We start from the raw sequence: 17,233 nt of genomic DNA on the forward strand, positions 1-17,233 counted from the left end.
ACCCGGCTGGACTGAGCCTGCCGCCGGGTACAGCCGGCACTCCCTCAGATGTTGGACCCGTCCGGCGGCAGGCCGGACGGCGGCTGGGGCGATCCGCCCCGGCCGTCGAACTGCGGGCAGGACATCCCCAGGGTGTACGCGGTCATCGACAACGAGCCGTAGGCGTAACCGTCCACAAGAATTCCGGTGTCAGGCGCGTCCGTGGCAGCGGCGAGACCCGCGAGGTACAACGCGGGAATGAAGTGATCAGGCGTCGGCACCGCCCGGCGGAAGTCCCCGTGGGCGTCGAGAGTCGCGTACTCGCCCGGGTCGGTCAGCATCCGGGAGGTGGCGTCCTCGTCGAAGCGCCGCGCCCAGTCGAAACCGTCGTCAGTCAGCGCCCAGTCCATGCCACCCAGGTTGTGCACCACGTTGCCGCTCGCCACGATCAGCACACCACGCCGGCGCAGTGGAGCGAGCCGGGCACCCAGTTGAAGGTGGTAGTCAAACGACTTGTCCGCGTTGATGCTGAGCTGGACGACGGGAATCGTCGCCTCAGGAAAGGCGTGCATCAGCACCGACCAGGTGCCATGGTCGATGCCCCAGCTGTCGACGTCGGCCCCGACCCAGGTCGGATGGACGACGTCACTGACCTCCTCGGCCAGTTCGGGCAGCCCTGGAGCCGGGTACTGCACCTCGAACAACTCCCGGGGGAACCCGTAGAAGTCGTGAATGGTCCTCGGCCGGGGCATCGCGGTGACGGCCGTGGCATTGATGTACCAGTGAGCACTCACCACCAGGATCGCGCGTGGACGCGGCACCGCAGCGCCGAAGGCTTTCCACGCCGAGGTGTACCGGTTGACCTCGAGAGCGTTCATCGGGTTGCCGTGGCCCAGGAACGCCGCGGGCATCACGACCTCCGGGGCGGGTGGTACGTCTGAAGACACGTGAGCTTCCCTCCGGGCGGACCGGTTCGTACGGCGCGGGCTGCCGGCCCTGAATCTCACGATAGCGCCACCTCGCTGCGGCTCCGGCCCGAAGCACGCTCCTCGCGGATCATAGATCGGGTTACGTCGAGGGCTGCGGATCGAGATACTGTCCCTCAAGCGCGACTGCCGAGGGAACCGCAGACGGTCACCTGTCCGGGCCCGGCCACGACCAGCCTCTCCCCCGAAGTCGACTACCGATCGAAGGCGGTACGCGTGCCTCTTACCAGCATGGTGGTTGGCGTCGACGGTTCGATGGGATCCGACCGCGCACTGGTCTGGGCGCTCACGGAAGGCCGCATACGGGATCTGCCCGTACGGGCGATCAACGTCTGGCAACCGAGCGGCGCACCCCTGGAGGTCGAGCGGATCGCGGCCCTGCACTCCGTGGCCGACCTCCGGGCCGGTCTCCTTCGGGACGTCACGTCCAGCGTGGATGCGGTGATCGCACGAGAAGGCGCGGCGGACGTCGCGACGACCTCGCATGTCGTCTACGGCCACCCCGTCAGGGAACTGACCCGGGCGGCGGGCGGCGATTCCCTCCTTGTCGTGGGTTCACGCGGACACGGCAGCACCACCGGTTCGCTGTTCGGCTCCGTCAGCCAGGGCTGCGTCCAGTACGCGACCGGCACGGTGATCGTCGTCCCCGCGCCGGAGCCGAGGCCCGAAGCGGGACGCGTGGTCGTCGGGGTCGACGGATCACCCCAGTCGGTACGTGCACTGCGGTTCGCCGATGACGAGGCCCGCCGGCGTCATGCTTCGTTGCAGGTCGTACATGCCTGGTCCCGGCCCTACCTCGGATTCGCCGGAGGTCCGGGGGGCCTCCGGGAGGAGGCTGTCGACGAGATCGCCGTCCAGGCGGCGGAGACGCTGCAGGACAGCATGCGACGCGGCGCAGTCGATGCCATGCGTACCGACGTCGAGATCCGGCTGGTCGAAGGTTCCCCCGCCCCGGCGCTGCTGGAGGCCGCCGACGACGCGGATCTGGTGGTCGTCGGATCGCGCGGGTACGGGGGGTGGAAGGGACTTCTGATGGGTTCGGTGTCGACCCGGTGCGTGGTCAGCTCCCCCTGTCCGGTAGCCGTGATCCGTAGCCATGCGGACGAGGACGACACGTAGCGACCGGCCCCGGTCGGGAACGGTGACCGATCGCCGACGACCCGGCTGCCCGGTGTCCACGCGCCCGGCAGGGTGTGCCGTGCGAGGCTGAGGTGAGAACCCGCCGGACGCCGGGCGGAAACGAATCAGCGACCCGGTCGATGATCACTCGACCAGGTCGCTGACCTGACACTTCAAGGGTGGAGCCGAGGGGACTCGAACCCCTGACCCCCACACTGCCAGTGTGGTGCGCTACCAGCTGCGCCACGGCCCCTTGCGGTCGTCCCGGTCTCCCGGGCACGGAGAGAACTATACACACGACGCCCGGCATGGTCATCTCACGGGGGTACCCCCCGGACCGGCCCCGGGAGCGCCCGACGGATCAGTTCAACGCCACGTCCGGCGGGAAGTGCGCGACCGCCGCCATCATGCCGCCCTGCCTGCGCAGCACCATCGGCCAGAGGTCGTCCGGACGGTCGACGAAGGCGTCGCCGGGCAGCGCGTCGAGCACGAACCAGGACCCGTCCTCGATCTCCTGCTCCAACTGCCCGGAGCCCCAACCGGAGTAGCCGGCGAAGACCCGGATGCCGCCGATGCTGTCCCGCATCCGCTCCGGGTCGGCCGACAGGTCGACGGTGCCCACCGCGCCGGAGATCGGCTGGAAACCCTTCAACCGCCGCATCGGGTGCCGCATCCGGGCCAGGCAGATCGCCGACTCCGGCTGCACCGGGCCGCCCTCGAAGAGCACCGCCGGGTGGCGGGCGAGGTCGCTCCACTCACCGAGGACGTCCGCGACGGCGACCTCGGTGGCCCGGTTGAGCACCACCCCGAGCGCGCCGTTGGCCTCGTGGGCGACCAACAGCACCACCGTACGATCGAAGTTCGGGTCCTTGAGCGCCGGTGTCGCGACCAGCAGCCGCCCGGTCATCGACTCCACGGCACGACCGCTGATCGCCGGTCCCTCCCCCTGCATCTCGGACATCGTCAGCCGCGCACCGGGTCCGACAACCGGGCACCACCGACCATCCGTGCTGTCACCGCCATGTCTGGCACCATAGCCTGCACCCGGTGCGGTGGCTAAGGTCTGACCGACAGGTGATCGAAGGCGGTCGAGGGAGGATCGATGGGTCCGACGGCGGACATCGCGGTGATCGGTGGTTCAGGGCTGTACGCGCTGCTCGACGACGCGACAGAACACCAGGTGGAGACCCCGTACGGCGCCCCTTCGGACGTGGTCACGATCGCGTCGGTGGGCGGTCGACCGGTGGCCTTCCTGCCCCGGCACGGGCGTGACCACCGCCACCCACCGCACCTGATCCCGTACCGGGCGAACCTGTGGGCGCTGCGGTCCCTCGGGGTCCGCCAGGTCCTCGCCCCGTGTGCCGTCGGCGGGCTCCGCCCCGAGCTGGGCCCCGGCACCTTCGTGGTGCCCGACCAGCTGATCGACCGCACCAGCGGCCGGGTGCAGACCTACTACGACCAGGGCGCGGTGCACGTCGCGTTCGGTGACCCGTACTGCCCGGTGGGGCGGCGTACCCTGCTCGGCGCGGCGGCCGGGCGGGACGTGCCGGCGGTGGACGGCGGCACGGTGGTGGTGGTCGAGGGGCCCCGCTTCTCCACCCGTGCGGAATCCCGCTGGTACGCCTCGATGGGTGGCACGGTGGTCAACATGACCGGCCACCCGGAGGCCGTGCTCGCCCGCGAACTCGCCCTCTGCTACACCTCCATCGCGCTGGTCACCGACCTGGACGCCGGGGTGGAGGCGGGCGACTCGGTCACCCAGGAGGAGGTCTTCCGGGTCTTCGGGGAGAACACCGACCGGTTGCGGGGCGTACTGCTGGACGCGGTGGCCGCCCTGCCCGCCGACCGCGACTGCCCCTGCGGGCACGCGCTGGACGGCATCAGCACCCCGTTCCCCCTCCCCTGAGCCGTTCCCGCACCCCCACCGCTTCCCGCCCCCCACCGCTTCCCGCGACCGCACCGCAACCGTGCCCCCACCACGCCGCGCCGCCACCCCGGCCGGCCGGGTGCTCGGGCACCCGCCGACGCGACGACGCGCTGCCCCCTGTGGCTGTGCCGCCACCATGGCGGCACAGCCACAGGGGCGATAGCCGGCAAAGCACCCGAACCACCGCCTGCCACCCGATAGATTCGGCAGGTCGGCGGCGGACCATCGGCCCCGGCGGCAGCGGCACGGGCCGGGGACACGGAGGCGGGGGCGATGGCGACCGTCCGGGAGACCACCTACGACCTGCTCCGGGCCCTCGACCTGACCACGGTCTTCGGCAACCCCGGCTCGACCGAGGAGCCCTTCCTCCAGGACTTCCCAGCCGACTTCCACTACGTGCATGCCCTGCACGAGGCGTCGGCGGTGGCGATGGCCGACGGGTACGCCCAGGCCACCGGCCGACCGGCGCACGTCAACCTGCACACCGCCCCGGGCACCGGCAACGCCATGGGCAATCTCGTCACCGCGTGGCACAACCGGACCCCGCTGATCGTCACCGCCGGGCAGCAGAGCCGGGAGATGCTGCTGCTGGAGCCCCGGCTGGCCAGCCGACGCCCCACCGAACTGCCCCAGCCGTACGTGAAGTGGAGCCACGAGCCGACGCGGGCGCAGGACGTACCGGCGGCGTTCATGCGGGCGTACGCCACGGCGGCCCAACCCCCGGCCGGCCCGGTCTACCTCTCCCTGCCGCTGGACGACTGGCAGCAGCCGGCGGACCCGCCGCCGCCGGTGCGCACGGTGGCCACCCGGTTCGCCCCCGACCCGCGTCGGCTGCGGGAGTTCGCCGCGTTGCTGGCGGCCAGCCGCAACCCGGTGTTGGTGTTCGGTGCGGCGGTGGACCGGGCCGCCGGCTGGCCGGTGGCGGTGGCGGTGGCGGAGCGGCTCGCCGCGCCGGTCTGGTCCGCGCCGGCACCGGAGCGGGCCGCCTTTCCGGAGCACCACCCGCACTACCGGGGGGTGCTGCCGTACGCGATCGCCCCGCTGGCCGAGAAACTCACCGGGCACGACGTGGTGCTGGTGGTCGGTGCGCCGGTGTTCCGCTACTACCCGCACCTGCCCGGTGACCACCTGCCGCCCGGGGCGCGGCTGCTGCACGTCACCGACGACGCGGACGAGGCGGCCCGCGCCCCCGTCGGCGACAGCCTGCTCGGTGACGCCGGGCTGACCCTGGCCGCGCTGCTGGACCTGCTGCCGGCGGCCGACCGTCCCCCACCCGAGCCCCGCCCCGCCCCGTCACCACCACAACCCGGTGACCCGCCCGACGCGGACGCGCTCTTCGCCGCCCTGGCCGCCTGCTGGCCCACGGACGGGGTACTGGTGCAGGAGTCACCGTCCAACCTGGCGGCGCTGCGACGCCGGCTCCCGGTGACCCGCCCGGCGTCGTACTTCACCATGGCCAGCGGCGGGCTCGGCTACGGGCTGCCGGCCGCCGTCGGCATCGCCCTCGCCGAACGGGACACCGGGCGGGGCCGGCCGGTGGTCGCGGTGATCGGGGACGGCTCCTTCCACTACTCGGTGCAGGCACTGTGGACCGCCGCGCGACTACGGCTGCCGGTGGTCGTGCTGGTCCCGGTGAACCAGCAGTACGCGATCCTCAAGGCGTTCGCCGAGTTGAAGTCCACTCCCGGCGTGCCCGGGCTGGACCTGCCGGGCCTGGACCTCACCGCCATCGCCCGCGGTTACGGCTGCGCCACCCGCGTCATCGACGCCCTGCCCGACCTCGCGCCCGCCCTGACCGAAGCCCTCCACGCCGACACCCCCACCCTCCTGTCCACCCCGATCGACCCCACCCCTCCCAAACTCCTCTGACCCCCCGCCCGCCCACCTTCCCACCCACCCACACCCCGCCCCCACCCGCACCCCGCCCCCACCCGCACCCCGCTCCCGCCCGCGTTGATCAAGAGGTTTGCGTCATTTCCAGAGATCAACTTGACCCAAACCTCTTGATCAACCCAGCTGGGTGGGGGTGGACGGGGAGAGGAGGGGTTAGGGGGTGAGGGTGAGGAGGCGGCCGGTTGCCACGTCGAGGACCGGGCGGGTGCCGAGGGGGGCCGTCAAGGTCACGGTGACCGGTTTGAGCACCGCGAGGTCGACGCACTCCCCGGTGCCTTGGACCACTCCGCCGCCGACCACCACCACGCCGTCGCTCTCCCACACCAGCGCGGTGGGCCCGGTGTCGCAGGCGCCCATGCTCACCGTGTACGTCAACCGGGCGTGATCGACGCGTTGGAGTCGATCGGCACCGGCCACGCCGCCCGGAAGGGGCCGGGTCGGGGCAGCCGGCTCGGGCACGGCGCCGACCGCCCGGGCCGTTACCGCGAGGCGGGCAACCGGGGCGGTCAACTCGGCCACGGTGAACAACCAGGCTGGCACGGCGGCGACGCCCCGACTGGTGCGTACCTCGGCCTCGCCGAGCGTCACGCCGGTGACGGTGAGTGGGATGCAGGCTGTGGCCGCCTGCGTGGAGACCGAATCGTCCGGCCTGGTGCCGGCCGTCGGGGCGGCGGCCCGGGGCACCCGGGGCCGCCCGTCGCACGGTGGCGGGTCCCCCTGGTCCAGTTGCCGGTACGCCTCGGCCGCGCTGATCAGCGGGACGGTCAGTGCGCCGTCCGGGAAGCGGATCGCCGCGTCGGCGGGCACCTCGGTCGGCATCGGGATCTGGTCGCGGTACCAACCGGAACGGAAGGCCATCTCGGTGTCGGCGGTGAAGCCGGGTTGACCGGTGAGCACCGTGGCGTCCTGCAACGGCAGGTATCCACTCGACCAGTCGGACCCGGGCCGCCACGCCCCCGCGACCTCGGCGGCCCGCTCGTCGAACGCCTCCCGGTGCCGCCCCGGATCACCCCCGACCGCCCCACCGGCCCCACCCGGCACCGACCCCACCGGCACCGACCCTACCGGCGCACACCCGCCCGCCACCGCCACCACGAGCCCCCACCCCACCACAACAAGTCGCCGCATACCCCCTGTGACGCTCCACCCCCGCCCCCGGTTCCCACCCTCCCCCCGCCCCCTCCCCCCACCCCGCCCTGCCCCCCGTTGATCAAGAGGTTCAGGTCAAGTTGATCTCCAAAAATGACGCAAACTTCTTGATCAACGCGACCGGGACGCGCGGGGGAGAGCGCGGGACGCGCGGGGAGCGCGGGAGGGGGGAGGGAGAGGGCCGGGTGGGAAGGGAGATGCGCCCCGGTCCTGGGGACCGGGGCGCATCGTGTGGTGGAGGTGCCGGGAATCGAACCCGGGTCCTTCGCCGGTTTGTCAGGGCTTCTCCGAGCGCAGCTCGCTATGCCTCTACTCGGCCCCACCGCTCACGCGAGCAAGTTGGTGTGACGGGCCCAGTCGCTGATTGATCTCGCCGCACGGACCCCGCGACCGGGTCCGGTTGGCCAGCCTCCTAACTGATGCCGGCTAACTGGGACGAAGGCGTTCCCAGGCCGACAGACTCACTACTCGCCTCAGGCGGCGAGAGCGAAGTCAGCGCGATTTTGCTTGGCGCTTATAAGTTTCCGACGACCGATTCTCGAGACGACGTCGGCTTCCTCGGCTCGCTTCCCCTGTCGCTGCGTACGAAGTCGAAACCAGTCACCCCCTCGACGGGCCACCGATGTGGCGGCACTGTCCAGACTAACGCCTACCGCAACGGGTTTCATCCCGAGGCCCGGCCCAGCGTGCCGAGCCGGGCAAACAGGATGAATCAGTCGTCCATTCCCTTGCCGCGCCGGCCCGACACCCGGGCGATCTCCCGGTCGGCGTCCCGCTTGGCGAGGTCCTGCCGCTTGTCGTACGACTTCTTGCCCTTGGCCAGGGCGATCTCGACCTTGGCCCAGCCGTCGGAGAAGTAGACCTGCAACGGGACCATGGTCAGGCCACCCTCACGGGTCTTGCCGATCAACTTGTCGATCTCCAACCGCTTGAGCAGCAGCTTGCGGGTACGCCGGGGCTCGTGGTTGGTCCAGGTGCCCTGGGTGTACTCCGGGATGTGCATGCCGTGCAGGAACAGCTCGCCGTCGCGTTCCTGGGCGAAGGCGTCGACCAGCGAGGCCCGCCCGGCGCGCAGCGACTTGACCTCGGTGCCGGTCAGCGCCATGCCCGCCTCGTACGTGTCGAGGATGGCGTAGTCGTGGCGGGCCTTCTTGTTGGAGGCGACCACCTTGCGGCCCTTTTCCCGTGGCATCCGGCGCACCCCCTTCCGTGTGCGCTCACCGACCGGCCGGTCGGTGAGCGGGGATCATGCTACCCGAATGACAAGGGCCCTCCCGCGCCGTTTCTTCCCGGCGCGGGAGGGCCCGCACGTCGACCCCTGCCGCGATTAGACCCGCAGGTAGAAGCGGAGCGTGACCCAGGCGGTGGCGGCGCTGATCAGGCCACCGACGCCGGCCATCAGCGGGAACATCAGGAAGATGTCCGACCACTGGATCGGCGAGAGCAGCCCCTCGAGCGCCTTCAACGAACCGCTGAACAGCAGCTGTTTGGCGCCGATCAGCGCGATCAGGCCCAGCAGCGAGCCGATCAGGCCGGCGACCACCGCCTCCAGCACGAACGGCGCCTGGATGAACCAGTTCGACGCACCGACCAGCTTCATGACCGCGACCTCACGCCGCTTGCTGTACGCGGCCACCTGGATGGTGTTCGCCACCAGCAGCAACGCGGCGATGGCCATCACCACTGCGGCGGCCAGCGCGATGTTCTGGATGGCGGTGAGCACGTTGAAGATCTTGTCCAGCAGCCGGCTCTGGTCGACGATCACGTCGACACCCTCGGTGCCCTGGTACTGGTCGTAGATGTTCTTGTACTGCTCCGGGTTGACCAGCTTCAGCCGGAACGACTCGGGGAGCAGGTCGGGCTTCACGACGTTCACCAGGTCGGGCGCGTCCTGGTACATCTCCTTGAACGTCTTGTACGCCTCGTCCTTGTTGACGTAGAGGACCTCCTTGACCAGGGGGTCGCCCTTCAACTTGGCGTCGAGGTCGGTGCGCTGCTGCTCGGTGACGTCGGTCTTCAAGAAGATCGAGACTTCGACGTTCTTGTAGTAGAGGTCCTTCATGTCGCCGACCTGTTTGTACATCAGGCCGCTGGCGCCGAGCATGGTCAGAGAGACCGCCATCGTGATGATCATCGCGATCGTCATCGTGACGTTGCGCCACAGTCCGACCAGTACCTCGGACAGGACGTACTTTATCCGCATCGGGTGTTCCTCCGGCTCTCCGGCGTGAGGTGTTCGTCGTCAGGTCGTACGGCAGGGGTGGAGCGCCGGCTCACCCGTAGACGCCGCGGGCCTGGTCGCGCACGATGCGGCCACTCTCGATCTCGACGACGCGACGGCGCATCTGGTTCACGATGTTGGAGTCGTGCGTGACCATCACGACGGTCGTGCCGGTGCGGTTGATCCGGTCCAGCAAACGCATGATCTCGATCGAGGTGTCCGGGTCCAGGTTTCCGGTCGGCTCGTCCGCCAGCAGGATCAGCGGACGGTTCACGAACGCCCTGGCGACCGCGACCCGCTGCTGCTCACCGCCGGAGAGTTCGTGCGGGTACCGGTGCTCCTTGCCACCGAGCCCGACCAACTCCAGCACCTCGGGCACGACCCGGCGGGCCACCGCCTTGGTCTTGCCGATCACCTCCAGGGCGAACGCCACGTTCTCGTAGGCGGTGCGGTTCGGCAGCAGCCGGAAGTCCTGGAAGACGCAGCCGATGGAGCGCCGGAAGTGGGGTCGCTTCCAGGACCGCATCGAGGTGACGTCCTTGCCGTTGACGACGACCCGGCCCTTGTTGGGGGCGACCTCGTGCAGCAGCATCTTGATGATCGTGGACTTGCCGGAGCCTGATGGCCCGATGAAGAAGACGAACTCGCCCTTCTCGATCGAGACGGACACGTTGTCGAGCGAAGGCCGGGACGCCTTCGGGTACGTCTTCGTCACTTGCTCAAGCTGAATCACGGGTCGTGAGTCTACGCGGTGTAACCGCAGAGCCAAGTGGCACGCCCCGCCGAAGCGGGGCGCGTCATCGATTCGCCCGGTCAACCCGGAATCGACGACGCGCCCCGTTCACGATCGATCACGCAGCGTCGTTGGCGAGCTGCTGCTGCTTGCGCCAGCGGATACCCGCCTCGAGGAAGCTGTCCAACTCCCCGTCGAAGACCGACGACGGATTGCCGGTCTCCTGCTCGGTTCGGAGATCCTTCACCATCTGATAGGGGTGCAGCACGTACGAGCGCATCTGGTCGCCCCAGGAGCTGGTGCTGCCGGACTTCAGGCCGGCCAGCTTCGCCTCCTCCTCCTGCCGCTTGCGCTCCAGCAGCCGGGACTGGAGCACCCGCATCGCGGAGGCCTTGTTCTGCAGCTGGGACTTCTCGTTCTGGCAGGTCACCACGATGCCGGTGGGGATGTGGGTCAACCGCACCGCCGAGTCGGTGGTGTTGACGCTCTGCCCACCCGGCCCGGACGACCGGTAGACGTCCACCCGGATCTCGTTCTCCGGGATGTCGATGTGGTCGGTCTGCTCGGTGACCGGCAGCACCTCGACCCCGGCGAAGCTGGTCTGCCGGCGGCCCTGGTTGTCGAACGGGCTGATCCGGACCAGCCGGTGGGTGCCCGACTCGACGCTGAGCGTGCCGTAGGCGTACGGCACCTTGACGGTGAACGTGGCGGACTTCAGGCCGGCCTCTTCCGCGTACGAGGTCTCGTAGACCTCCGTCGGGTAGCCGTGCCGCTCCGCCCACCGCAGGTACATCCGCAGCAGCATCTCGGCGAAGTCGGCCGCGTCCACCCCACCGGCGCCCGCCCGGATGGCGACCAGCGCCTCCCGGGAGTCGTACTCGCCGGAGAGCAGGGTGCGGACCTCCATCTCCTGGATGGCCTTGGTCAGCGTGGCGATCTCCGACTCGACCTCGCCCAGCACCCCGGAGTCGGCCTCGTCCTCGGCCAACTCCAGCAGCACCCGCGCGTCGTCGAGGCCGGACCGCAGGCTGCCCAGCTTGCTGATCTCGCCGTTGACGTACGACAACTGCGAGGTCACCTGCTGCGCCTTGGCCTGGTCGTCCCAGAGATCCGGCGCGGACGCCTGCTCCTCCAGCCGGGCCTTCTCCTCCCGCAGGCGGTCGAGGTCGAGCACCGCCTCGATGTTGCGCAGGGTCGCGTCGAGTTCCTTGAGCTGTTCGGCGTAATCGGCAGCGGTCACGACAGACAAGGGTACTGTGCGTGCGGCGGTCCGCTCACGTCACACCACCTACCAGGGCCGATGATCAGCCGACCGGGGCGGTCTTGAGCCAGGACAGCGCCGCCTTGTGGTAGGCGACGGCGAACTCCAGCGCACTGGCGTCGTACTCGTCGCCCTCCTTCTTGGCGGTCTTGACCTGCTCCCGGACGTACGCGAGGGCCTCGGTGTGGTATTCGTTGGCCGAGGTGTAGAGGTTCTTGAGCTGGCTGGCCGAGTGCAGGTTGCCGAACGCGATCCGCAGGGCGATCGGGTTGCGGATGGTGTCCCGACCGGGATTCTCCGCCAGCCATCGGGAGAAGGTCCGCTTCCCCGCCGCCGTGATCGCGTAGGGTTGACTCATCCGCGGCCCGGGCTTGCCCAGCCGCACGAAACCACGCTCCGCCAGGACCGGCAACTCACGGTAGACCTGACTGCGTGTCATCGACCAGTACGGCGCCAGTCGGCGCTCAGCGGCGGCCATCAGCTGGCCGCCTGTCATCGGGCCCTCATGCAACAACCCCAGCAGGGCCGCCGCAGTGGGGTTGACTCCGGAATCCGCCATGCCCTCTAAGCTGCCACTTTGCCGTCCCGGCGTCCAGGATTTCCGGATTTGCCACCCGGGAGGATTTCCAATGTGCACTGTCGGCGGACGACAGTGCTCCCAGGACCGCCCCCGACCGCCCACTGGCCCGCACCATCGGCGGTGACCTGGGGCGCACCGACCGTGGTGGCCGGCGCGGTGGCCGTCCCGCGCCGCCCGCGCCCGGGACGACCCCGACCGGCGGCGGCCGGATCACCCGCCACCGCCGGTCGTCGCCGGTTCACCCCATGTGCGGGTACGTGTGGTCGGTCGGCGCCACGAACGTCTCCTTGATCGTCCGGGGCGACATCCAGCGCACCAGGTTGTGCCACGACCCGGCCTTGTCGTTGGTGCCGCTGGCCCGGGCTCCGCCGAAGGGCTGCTGCCCGACCACCGCCCCGGTCGGCTTGTCGTTGATGTAGAAGTTGCCGGCCGCGTACCGCATCTTCTCGGCCACCGCGTCGACCACCCGGCGGTCGGTGGCGAAGATCGACCCGGTCAGGGCGTACGGGGCGATGGACTCGGCCTGGGTGACCACGTCGTCGAAGTTGGCGTCGTCGAAGACGTGCACGCCGAGGATCGGCCCGAAGTATTCGGTGGTGAACGTCTCGTGGGCCAGGTCGGTGCACTCGAACAGCGTCGGGCGGACGAACCACCCGACCGAGTCGTCGGCGGTGCCCCCGGCCAGCACCCGGCAGCTGTCGTCCCCGGCGATCAGGTCCAGCGCGGCGGTGTGCCTGGCGAACGCGCGGGCGTCGATCACCGCGCCGCCGAAGTTGGCGAAGTCGGTCACGTCGCCGTAGGTCAACGCGTCGGCGGTGGCGGCCAGCCGGTCCCGCAGCCCACCGGACCACAGCGACCGGGGGACGTACGCCCGCGAGGCGGCCGAGCACTTCTGGCCCTGGTATTCGTAGGCGCCCCGGATCAGCGCGGTGTGCAGGGCGTCGACGTCGGCGCTGGGGTGCGCGACGACGAAGTCCTTGCCGCCGGTCTCGCCGACCAGCCGGGGGTAGCCCCGGTAGGCGGCGATGTTCTCGCCGACCGTGCGCCACAGCTGCTGGAAGACCCTGGTGGAGCCGGTGAAGTGGATGCCGGCCAGGTCCGGGTCGGCGAGCACCACGTCGGAGACCTCCTCGCCCCGCCCGGTGACCATGTTGATCACGCCGGGGGGCAGGCCGGCCGCCTCGAACAGCCGCATGGTGAAGTGCGCCGCGAACTGCTGGGTGGGGCCCGGCTTCCAGACCACGGTGTTGCCGAGCAGGGCCGGCGCGGACGGCAGGTTGCCGGCGATCGCGGTGAAGTTGAACGGGGTCACCGCGTAGACGAAGCCCTCCAGCGGGCGGTGGTCGAACCGGTTCCACACCCCCGGCGACGAGTTCGGCTGGGCCGCCAGCAACTCCCGGGCGAAGTGCACGTTGAACCGGAGGAAGTCGATGAACTCGCAGGCCGCATCGATCTCCGCCTGCACGGCGGTCTTGGACTGGCCGAGCATGGTGGCCGCGTTGAGGGTGTCCCGCCACGGGCCGGCCAGCAGCTCGGCGGCGCGCAGGAAGACCGCGGCCCGCTCCTCGAACGGCAACGCCCGCCACATCGGCGCGGCGTCCTTGGCGGCCCGTACGGCGGCGCGGGCGTCGTCGTGGGTGGCGTGACCGGTGACCCCGAGCACGTGCGCGTGCCGGTGCGGCTGCACCACGTCGATCGGGTCGCCACCGGCCATCCGCTGCTCACCGGCGATGGTCATCGGCAGGTCGATCCGCTCGGCGGCCAGCTCGGTCAGCCGCCGTTGCAGCCGCTCCCGGTCGGCGCTGCCCGGCTCGTAGGTGCGTACCGGCTCGTTGTGCGGCTCGGGTACGGAGAACACGGCGTCCATCACAGCTCCTGGGCGATCTCGACAGCGGCGGCGAAATCGGCCCCGCGGGCACCGACCGGACGGCCGGACACCGGACACCGCGCGGCGTGCCTGGCGCGGTGGCGGGACCTCCGGGGATTCTCCCACGCCGACCCCGACGGAACCACGCCCCGCCCGCCCCGCACCGATGATCGCGAGGCCACGACACCTTCAGGGCGACGATTCGTATCAAACAGCCCCCGTCGATCAGCAGAAAGACAGGGCGGTCCGACGGCGGCGGCACCGGGAGGGCAGCCGCCGTCGGACCGACGCGGGCCCGGCCGGGCGGACCGGCGCGGGCCGGCGGCGCTACGGGCAGACCGCAGCCGCACCGCCCATGCCACCCGCCCCCTCCGGCTGCCCGGCCGGGCGTGGGGACGGTCCGCGCCCAGCCAGGGACCGCACCGTCAGCCCGCGTACGCTGGTTCGAGCGATCAGAGGCCCTCCCGGTGCCGGGGTGGCGCGGTGTCGAAGGGGAGACGATGAGCAAGCAGCCCGGCAGCTCCACGGCGGCGTCCACACGGACGGTCGACACCGGGCAGGGCGGCGGGGAGACCCACACCGCACCGGCGGGGTACGCCCCGGGCACGCCCCTGCTGGCGGTGCTCGCGCTCGGATGGCTGGCCGCGATGCTGTGGTCCACCCGGGAAGCGATCCACTCGGCGGCGGTCGGCCTCACCGCGATCACCCTCTCCGCCTTCGCCCTACCCGGGGTGATCTCCGCCGCGCTGGTCGCCGGGACGGCCGTCGCGCTGGCCGCGAGCGAACTGGCCGCCCGCCGGCTCGGCGACCGCGCCGCACTGCGCTTCGCGGCGGCGCTCGGGGCCGGCATGCTGGTCGGGCTGGGCACCGCCCTGGCCGTCAACCTGACCTACGCCGACAACGCCACCACCAACACCATCGCCGGCACCAGCGCGGCGGCGGCCATCATCGGCGGGGCGATCGCCGGGGCGCGTACCCCGGCACCGGTCGGCGCGGTGGTCGCCGCCGCCCTCGGCACCCTGCTCTTCGTCGTGCTGTTCAGCCAGGCCCGCGACCCGCTGTTCGACCTGTTCGGTGCGGACGACTCGCAGGCGTCCCTGGTCGGCGCCGCGAAGTGGGTCTCCCGCACCGAGTCGCTGCTCGGCGGACTGTTGGCCGGGCTGCTCGCCTTCGGCTACCTCAGCTGGGCCCGCCGCCGGGCCGTCCGCCGCGCCCCCGACGCCCCTGCTCCACGCTGGCCCGCCTACCTGCTCGCCGGAGCCGGTCCGGGTCTGCTCCTGCTGCTCACCGAGGTGATCATCCGGATCGGCGGCCGGACCCTGCTGGATCTGGCCGGCGCGCTCAGCGAGGCGGACGCGGTGGCCCAGACCAGCATGGGCACCTCCCGGATCGACAACGGCATCTGGGTGCTCTTCGTGGGCGCGTTGACCTCGGTGGTTCTCTTCGGCCGCACCCTCGGCCCGACCCACCGCGACGACGACCCCGAGACCGTCGAGGACTGACCCGGGTCAGGAGGCGGTACGCAGCAGCAACTCCCACTCGGAGGGGGCGTACCACTCCAACTCGTGGTCCTCGGCCCCGTCGACGGTGAACTGGGCGTCCGGGTCGCCGGCGAGCGCTTCGTGCACCACGTCGACGGCGGCGGTGACGTCCTCGACCGCTTCGTCCCCGTCCACGTGCAGCGCGGCCACGGCCGACGCCGGCACCGGTCCGTCCAGCTCCACCACGCTGGAGCCCAGCTCGCCGTCACCCCGGCCGACGGCGGCACCGGGCAGGTCGACTGAGACCACCACCCGCCGTCGGGGTGCGGCCGGGTCCTCCCGCAACAGTTGCAGGGCGTCCTGGGCGGCCCGGGTGAAGGCGACGTACTCCAACTCCTCCTCGTCGCCCTCGGCGTACCACTCGCGCAGGGTGGGGGTGACCGCGTGCCCGTCGCTGACCGGCAGTCCCCGCTCGCGCAGCAGGGCCAGCATCGGCACGGTCGCCGGCACGTACACCCGGACCAGCTCGTCGCCCGCCATCGTCTCCCCCGCTCGTTGCCGTGCCGGCTGTTTCGCCGCGTCCCCCGGGACCGTGGCCGCACCGCCCGCCCGAACGCCGATCATGCCGTACGGGCGGTACGGGCGCGGACCCGACGGCCGAGACCGTCATACACCGCACACCGCTGCGGTGGAAGACGCCGCACCGGGCGGACGGTCCGGTGCTGGGCGGGGAAGGCTGTCGGTGGCAAACTGATCCGAACGACGTCAAGCCGAGGGGTTTCCGTGGAGCCGAGGTTTCTCCTGCTCTCCGACGTGGCCGCCGAGCTGAACGTCTCAGATTCGCAGGTCTATCACATGGTACGCAGCGGCGAACTGCCCGCCATCAAGATCGGCGGGCGGGGTCAGTGGCGGGTGGAGCGCGCCCGGCTTGAGGAATACATCCAGCTCAAGTACGCCGAGACCGCCGAGTGGGTACGCGGCAACCCGCTCACCGACCGCGACCCGGAGTGATCGCCCCGTCCCCCTGAGCCATTGACCCTGGGCGTTGCCGTGGTCGACAATCGACGCTGTCGAAAGCAAACGAAGGCAAACGCAGGGATTGAGGGTGCAGCGATGGCCGACTCCCGCCGTCCGGGGCCGACCCGACCACCGATCCGGTTGCGCCCCGCCCCCATCGCCGACCCGCCCTACGTCGACGAGGTGCCGGATCTGTGGCCCCGACCGCCCGGCCAACTCGCCCTCGACCTGTTCGGCACCGGGCAGCCGCCCGTCGGTCGCCCGGCCGGCCGACGGCCCGACCCCCGACCCCACCCCGGGCATCCGGCCACCCCGGCACTGCCCCCGCCCGCCACCGCCACCCCCGAGGCGACCCGTGCGGCCCACCGGTTCGTCGGCACCTGCCTGGAAATCCTCAACGGTTACCGGCCGCCCGGCCAGATCCGGGCACTGGTCGAGCCGGGGCACACCGCCGAGGTGAGCGAACAACTCGCCCGCGCCTCATCGCGTACCCCGCCGGTGCGTCGGCGCTCCACCCGTCCCGCCGTCCACCTGCGCCGGCTGCGGGTGTTCGAGCCGCACGCGGCAGCTGTCGAGGTGGCTGTGGTGGTCGCCGCAGGTGGTCGGACCTGGGCGATGGCGCTCCGCCTGGAACACCGCCGAGGCAGCTGGCTCTGCACCACCCTCCAGGTCATCTGACCCCCCCACCCACCCGCCCACCCCAGACCCCCACCCCCACCCCCGCGCCCCCGCAGCCAGCCCGCCGTGTTGATCAAGAGGTTCAGGTCATTCCTAGAGATCCAACTGACGTATTCCTCTTGATCAGCGCGGGAAGCGGAACCCGGAGGGCTGATCCGGGTGAGGGGCGGGGCTGGGTGGGGGTGAAGTCGGGCAAGGGGTTCTGCGGTCTGGATAACAGGACCGCCGGGAACGGCAGGACCGCCCGGAACGGCAGGACCGCCCGGAACGGCAGGACCGCCCGGAACGGCAGGACCGCCCGGAACGGCAGGACCGCCCGGAACGGCAGGACCGCCCGGAACG

At 71.0% G+C, this 17,233-nt stretch carries 16 protein-coding genes, 1 tRNA gene and 1 other RNA gene; 6 read left to right on the forward strand and 12 right to left on the reverse strand.

Annotated features, from left to right (window positions below):
* Positions 1–44 precede the first annotated feature (44 nt).
* Entirely contained in the window at positions 45–926 is an 882-nt protein-coding gene (gene ygiD, locus AB0C22_RS11870; protein WP_308291024.1) for a 4,5-DOPA dioxygenase extradiol, read from the reverse strand.
* Positions 927–1,181: 255 nt separating this feature from the next.
* Between ygiD and AB0C22_RS11875 the strand changes: the two genes are divergently transcribed.
* Complete coding sequence (locus AB0C22_RS11875; protein WP_357534828.1) at positions 1,182–2,084, forward strand: universal stress protein; 903 nt, start codon at positions 1,182–1,184, stop codon at positions 2,082–2,084.
* Between the two features lie 180 nt (positions 2,085–2,264).
* Here the strand turns inward: AB0C22_RS11875 and AB0C22_RS11880 are convergent.
* Together AB0C22_RS11880 and AB0C22_RS11885 are read right to left on the reverse strand one after the other, a co-directional pair.
* A tRNA-Ala gene (locus AB0C22_RS11880) sits at positions 2,265–2,337 on the reverse strand.
* 108 nt (positions 2,338–2,445) lie between these two features.
* Entirely contained in the window at positions 2,446–3,036 is a 591-nt protein-coding gene (locus tag AB0C22_RS11885) for a YqgE/AlgH family protein (RefSeq protein WP_208569670.1), read from the reverse strand.
* 150 nt (positions 3,037–3,186) lie between these two features.
* On the opposite strand from AB0C22_RS11885, the gene AB0C22_RS11890 reads away from it, so the two are divergent.
* Positions 3,187–3,990: an S-methyl-5'-thioadenosine phosphorylase gene (locus AB0C22_RS11890; protein WP_208569671.1), complete on the forward strand. Its 804-nt coding sequence runs from the start codon at positions 3,187–3,189 to the stop codon at positions 3,988–3,990.
* 294 nt (positions 3,991–4,284) lie between these two features.
* Positions 4,285–5,880 carry a benzoylformate decarboxylase gene (gene mdlC / locus AB0C22_RS11895; RefSeq protein WP_357534830.1) on the forward strand — a complete coding sequence of 532 codons (1,596 nt, stop codon included), beginning with the start codon at positions 4,285–4,287 and terminating at the stop codon, positions 5,878–5,880.
* Positions 5,881–6,057: 177 nt separating this feature from the next.
* Here the strand turns inward: mdlC and AB0C22_RS11900 are convergent, their stop codons facing one another.
* From AB0C22_RS11900 to pruA, 8 genes are all read right to left on the reverse strand, one after another.
* Complete coding sequence (locus AB0C22_RS11900) at positions 6,058–7,032, reverse strand: hypothetical protein (RefSeq protein WP_357534832.1); 975 nt, start codon at positions 7,030–7,032, stop codon at positions 6,058–6,060.
* A 253-nt stretch (positions 7,033–7,285) separates the two neighbouring features.
* Positions 7,286–7,661: a transfer-messenger RNA gene (gene ssrA, locus AB0C22_RS11905) on the reverse strand.
* Between the two features lie 104 nt (positions 7,662–7,765).
* Entirely contained in the window at positions 7,766–8,245 is a 480-nt protein-coding gene (gene smpB, locus AB0C22_RS11910) for an SsrA-binding protein SmpB (protein WP_208570348.1), read from the reverse strand.
* Positions 8,246–8,380: 135 nt separating this feature from the next.
* Positions 8,381–9,256 (reverse strand): permease-like cell division protein FtsX, encoded by an 876-nt coding sequence (gene ftsX, locus AB0C22_RS11915; protein ID WP_208570347.1) that lies wholly within the window; start codon positions 9,254–9,256, stop codon positions 8,381–8,383.
* A 70-nt stretch (positions 9,257–9,326) separates the two neighbouring features.
* Entirely contained in the window at positions 9,327–10,007 is a 681-nt protein-coding gene (ftsE, locus tag AB0C22_RS11920) for a cell division ATP-binding protein FtsE (protein ID WP_030331491.1), read from the reverse strand.
* Positions 10,008–10,125: 118 nt separating this feature from the next.
* Positions 10,126–11,247, reverse strand: coding sequence for a peptide chain release factor 2 (gene prfB, locus AB0C22_RS11925; RefSeq protein WP_204927319.1), 1,122 nt, complete (start codon positions 11,245–11,247; stop codon positions 10,126–10,128).
* 64 nt (positions 11,248–11,311) lie between these two features.
* Entirely contained in the window at positions 11,312–11,827 is a 516-nt protein-coding gene (locus tag AB0C22_RS11930) for a PadR family transcriptional regulator (protein ID WP_145918036.1), read from the reverse strand.
* A 259-nt stretch (positions 11,828–12,086) separates the two neighbouring features.
* Complete coding sequence (pruA, locus tag AB0C22_RS11935) at positions 12,087–13,715, reverse strand: L-glutamate gamma-semialdehyde dehydrogenase (protein WP_219467470.1); 1,629 nt, start codon at positions 13,713–13,715, stop codon at positions 12,087–12,089.
* Positions 13,716–14,215: 500 nt separating this feature from the next.
* Between pruA and AB0C22_RS11940 the strand changes: the two genes are divergently transcribed.
* Entirely contained in the window at positions 14,216–15,217 is a 1,002-nt protein-coding gene (locus tag AB0C22_RS11940) for a hypothetical protein (protein WP_219467468.1), read from the forward strand.
* 6 nt (positions 15,218–15,223) lie between these two features.
* Here the strand turns inward: AB0C22_RS11940 and AB0C22_RS11945 are convergent, their stop codons facing one another.
* Complete coding sequence (locus AB0C22_RS11945) at positions 15,224–15,736, reverse strand: hypothetical protein (protein ID WP_208570343.1); 513 nt, start codon at positions 15,734–15,736, stop codon at positions 15,224–15,226.
* A 243-nt stretch (positions 15,737–15,979) separates the two neighbouring features.
* On the opposite strand from AB0C22_RS11945, the gene AB0C22_RS11950 reads away from it, so the two are divergent.
* Together AB0C22_RS11950 and AB0C22_RS11955 are read left to right on the forward strand one after the other, a co-directional pair.
* On the forward strand, positions 15,980–16,207 hold the full coding sequence (locus AB0C22_RS11950; protein ID WP_067306191.1) for a helix-turn-helix domain-containing protein: 228 nt from the start codon (positions 15,980–15,982) through the stop codon (positions 16,205–16,207).
* 102 nt (positions 16,208–16,309) lie between these two features.
* Positions 16,310–16,891, forward strand: coding sequence for an Rv3235 family protein (locus AB0C22_RS11955; RefSeq protein WP_219467466.1), 582 nt, complete (start codon positions 16,310–16,312; stop codon positions 16,889–16,891).
* The last annotated feature ends 342 nt before the right edge of the window (positions 16,892–17,233 follow it).

The sequence above is a fragment of the Micromonospora sp. NPDC048894 genome (genome assembly GCF_040649765.1).
In the GTDB taxonomy this organism is placed as follows: Bacteria; Actinomycetota; Actinomycetes; order Mycobacteriales; family Micromonosporaceae; genus Micromonospora; species Micromonospora antibiotica.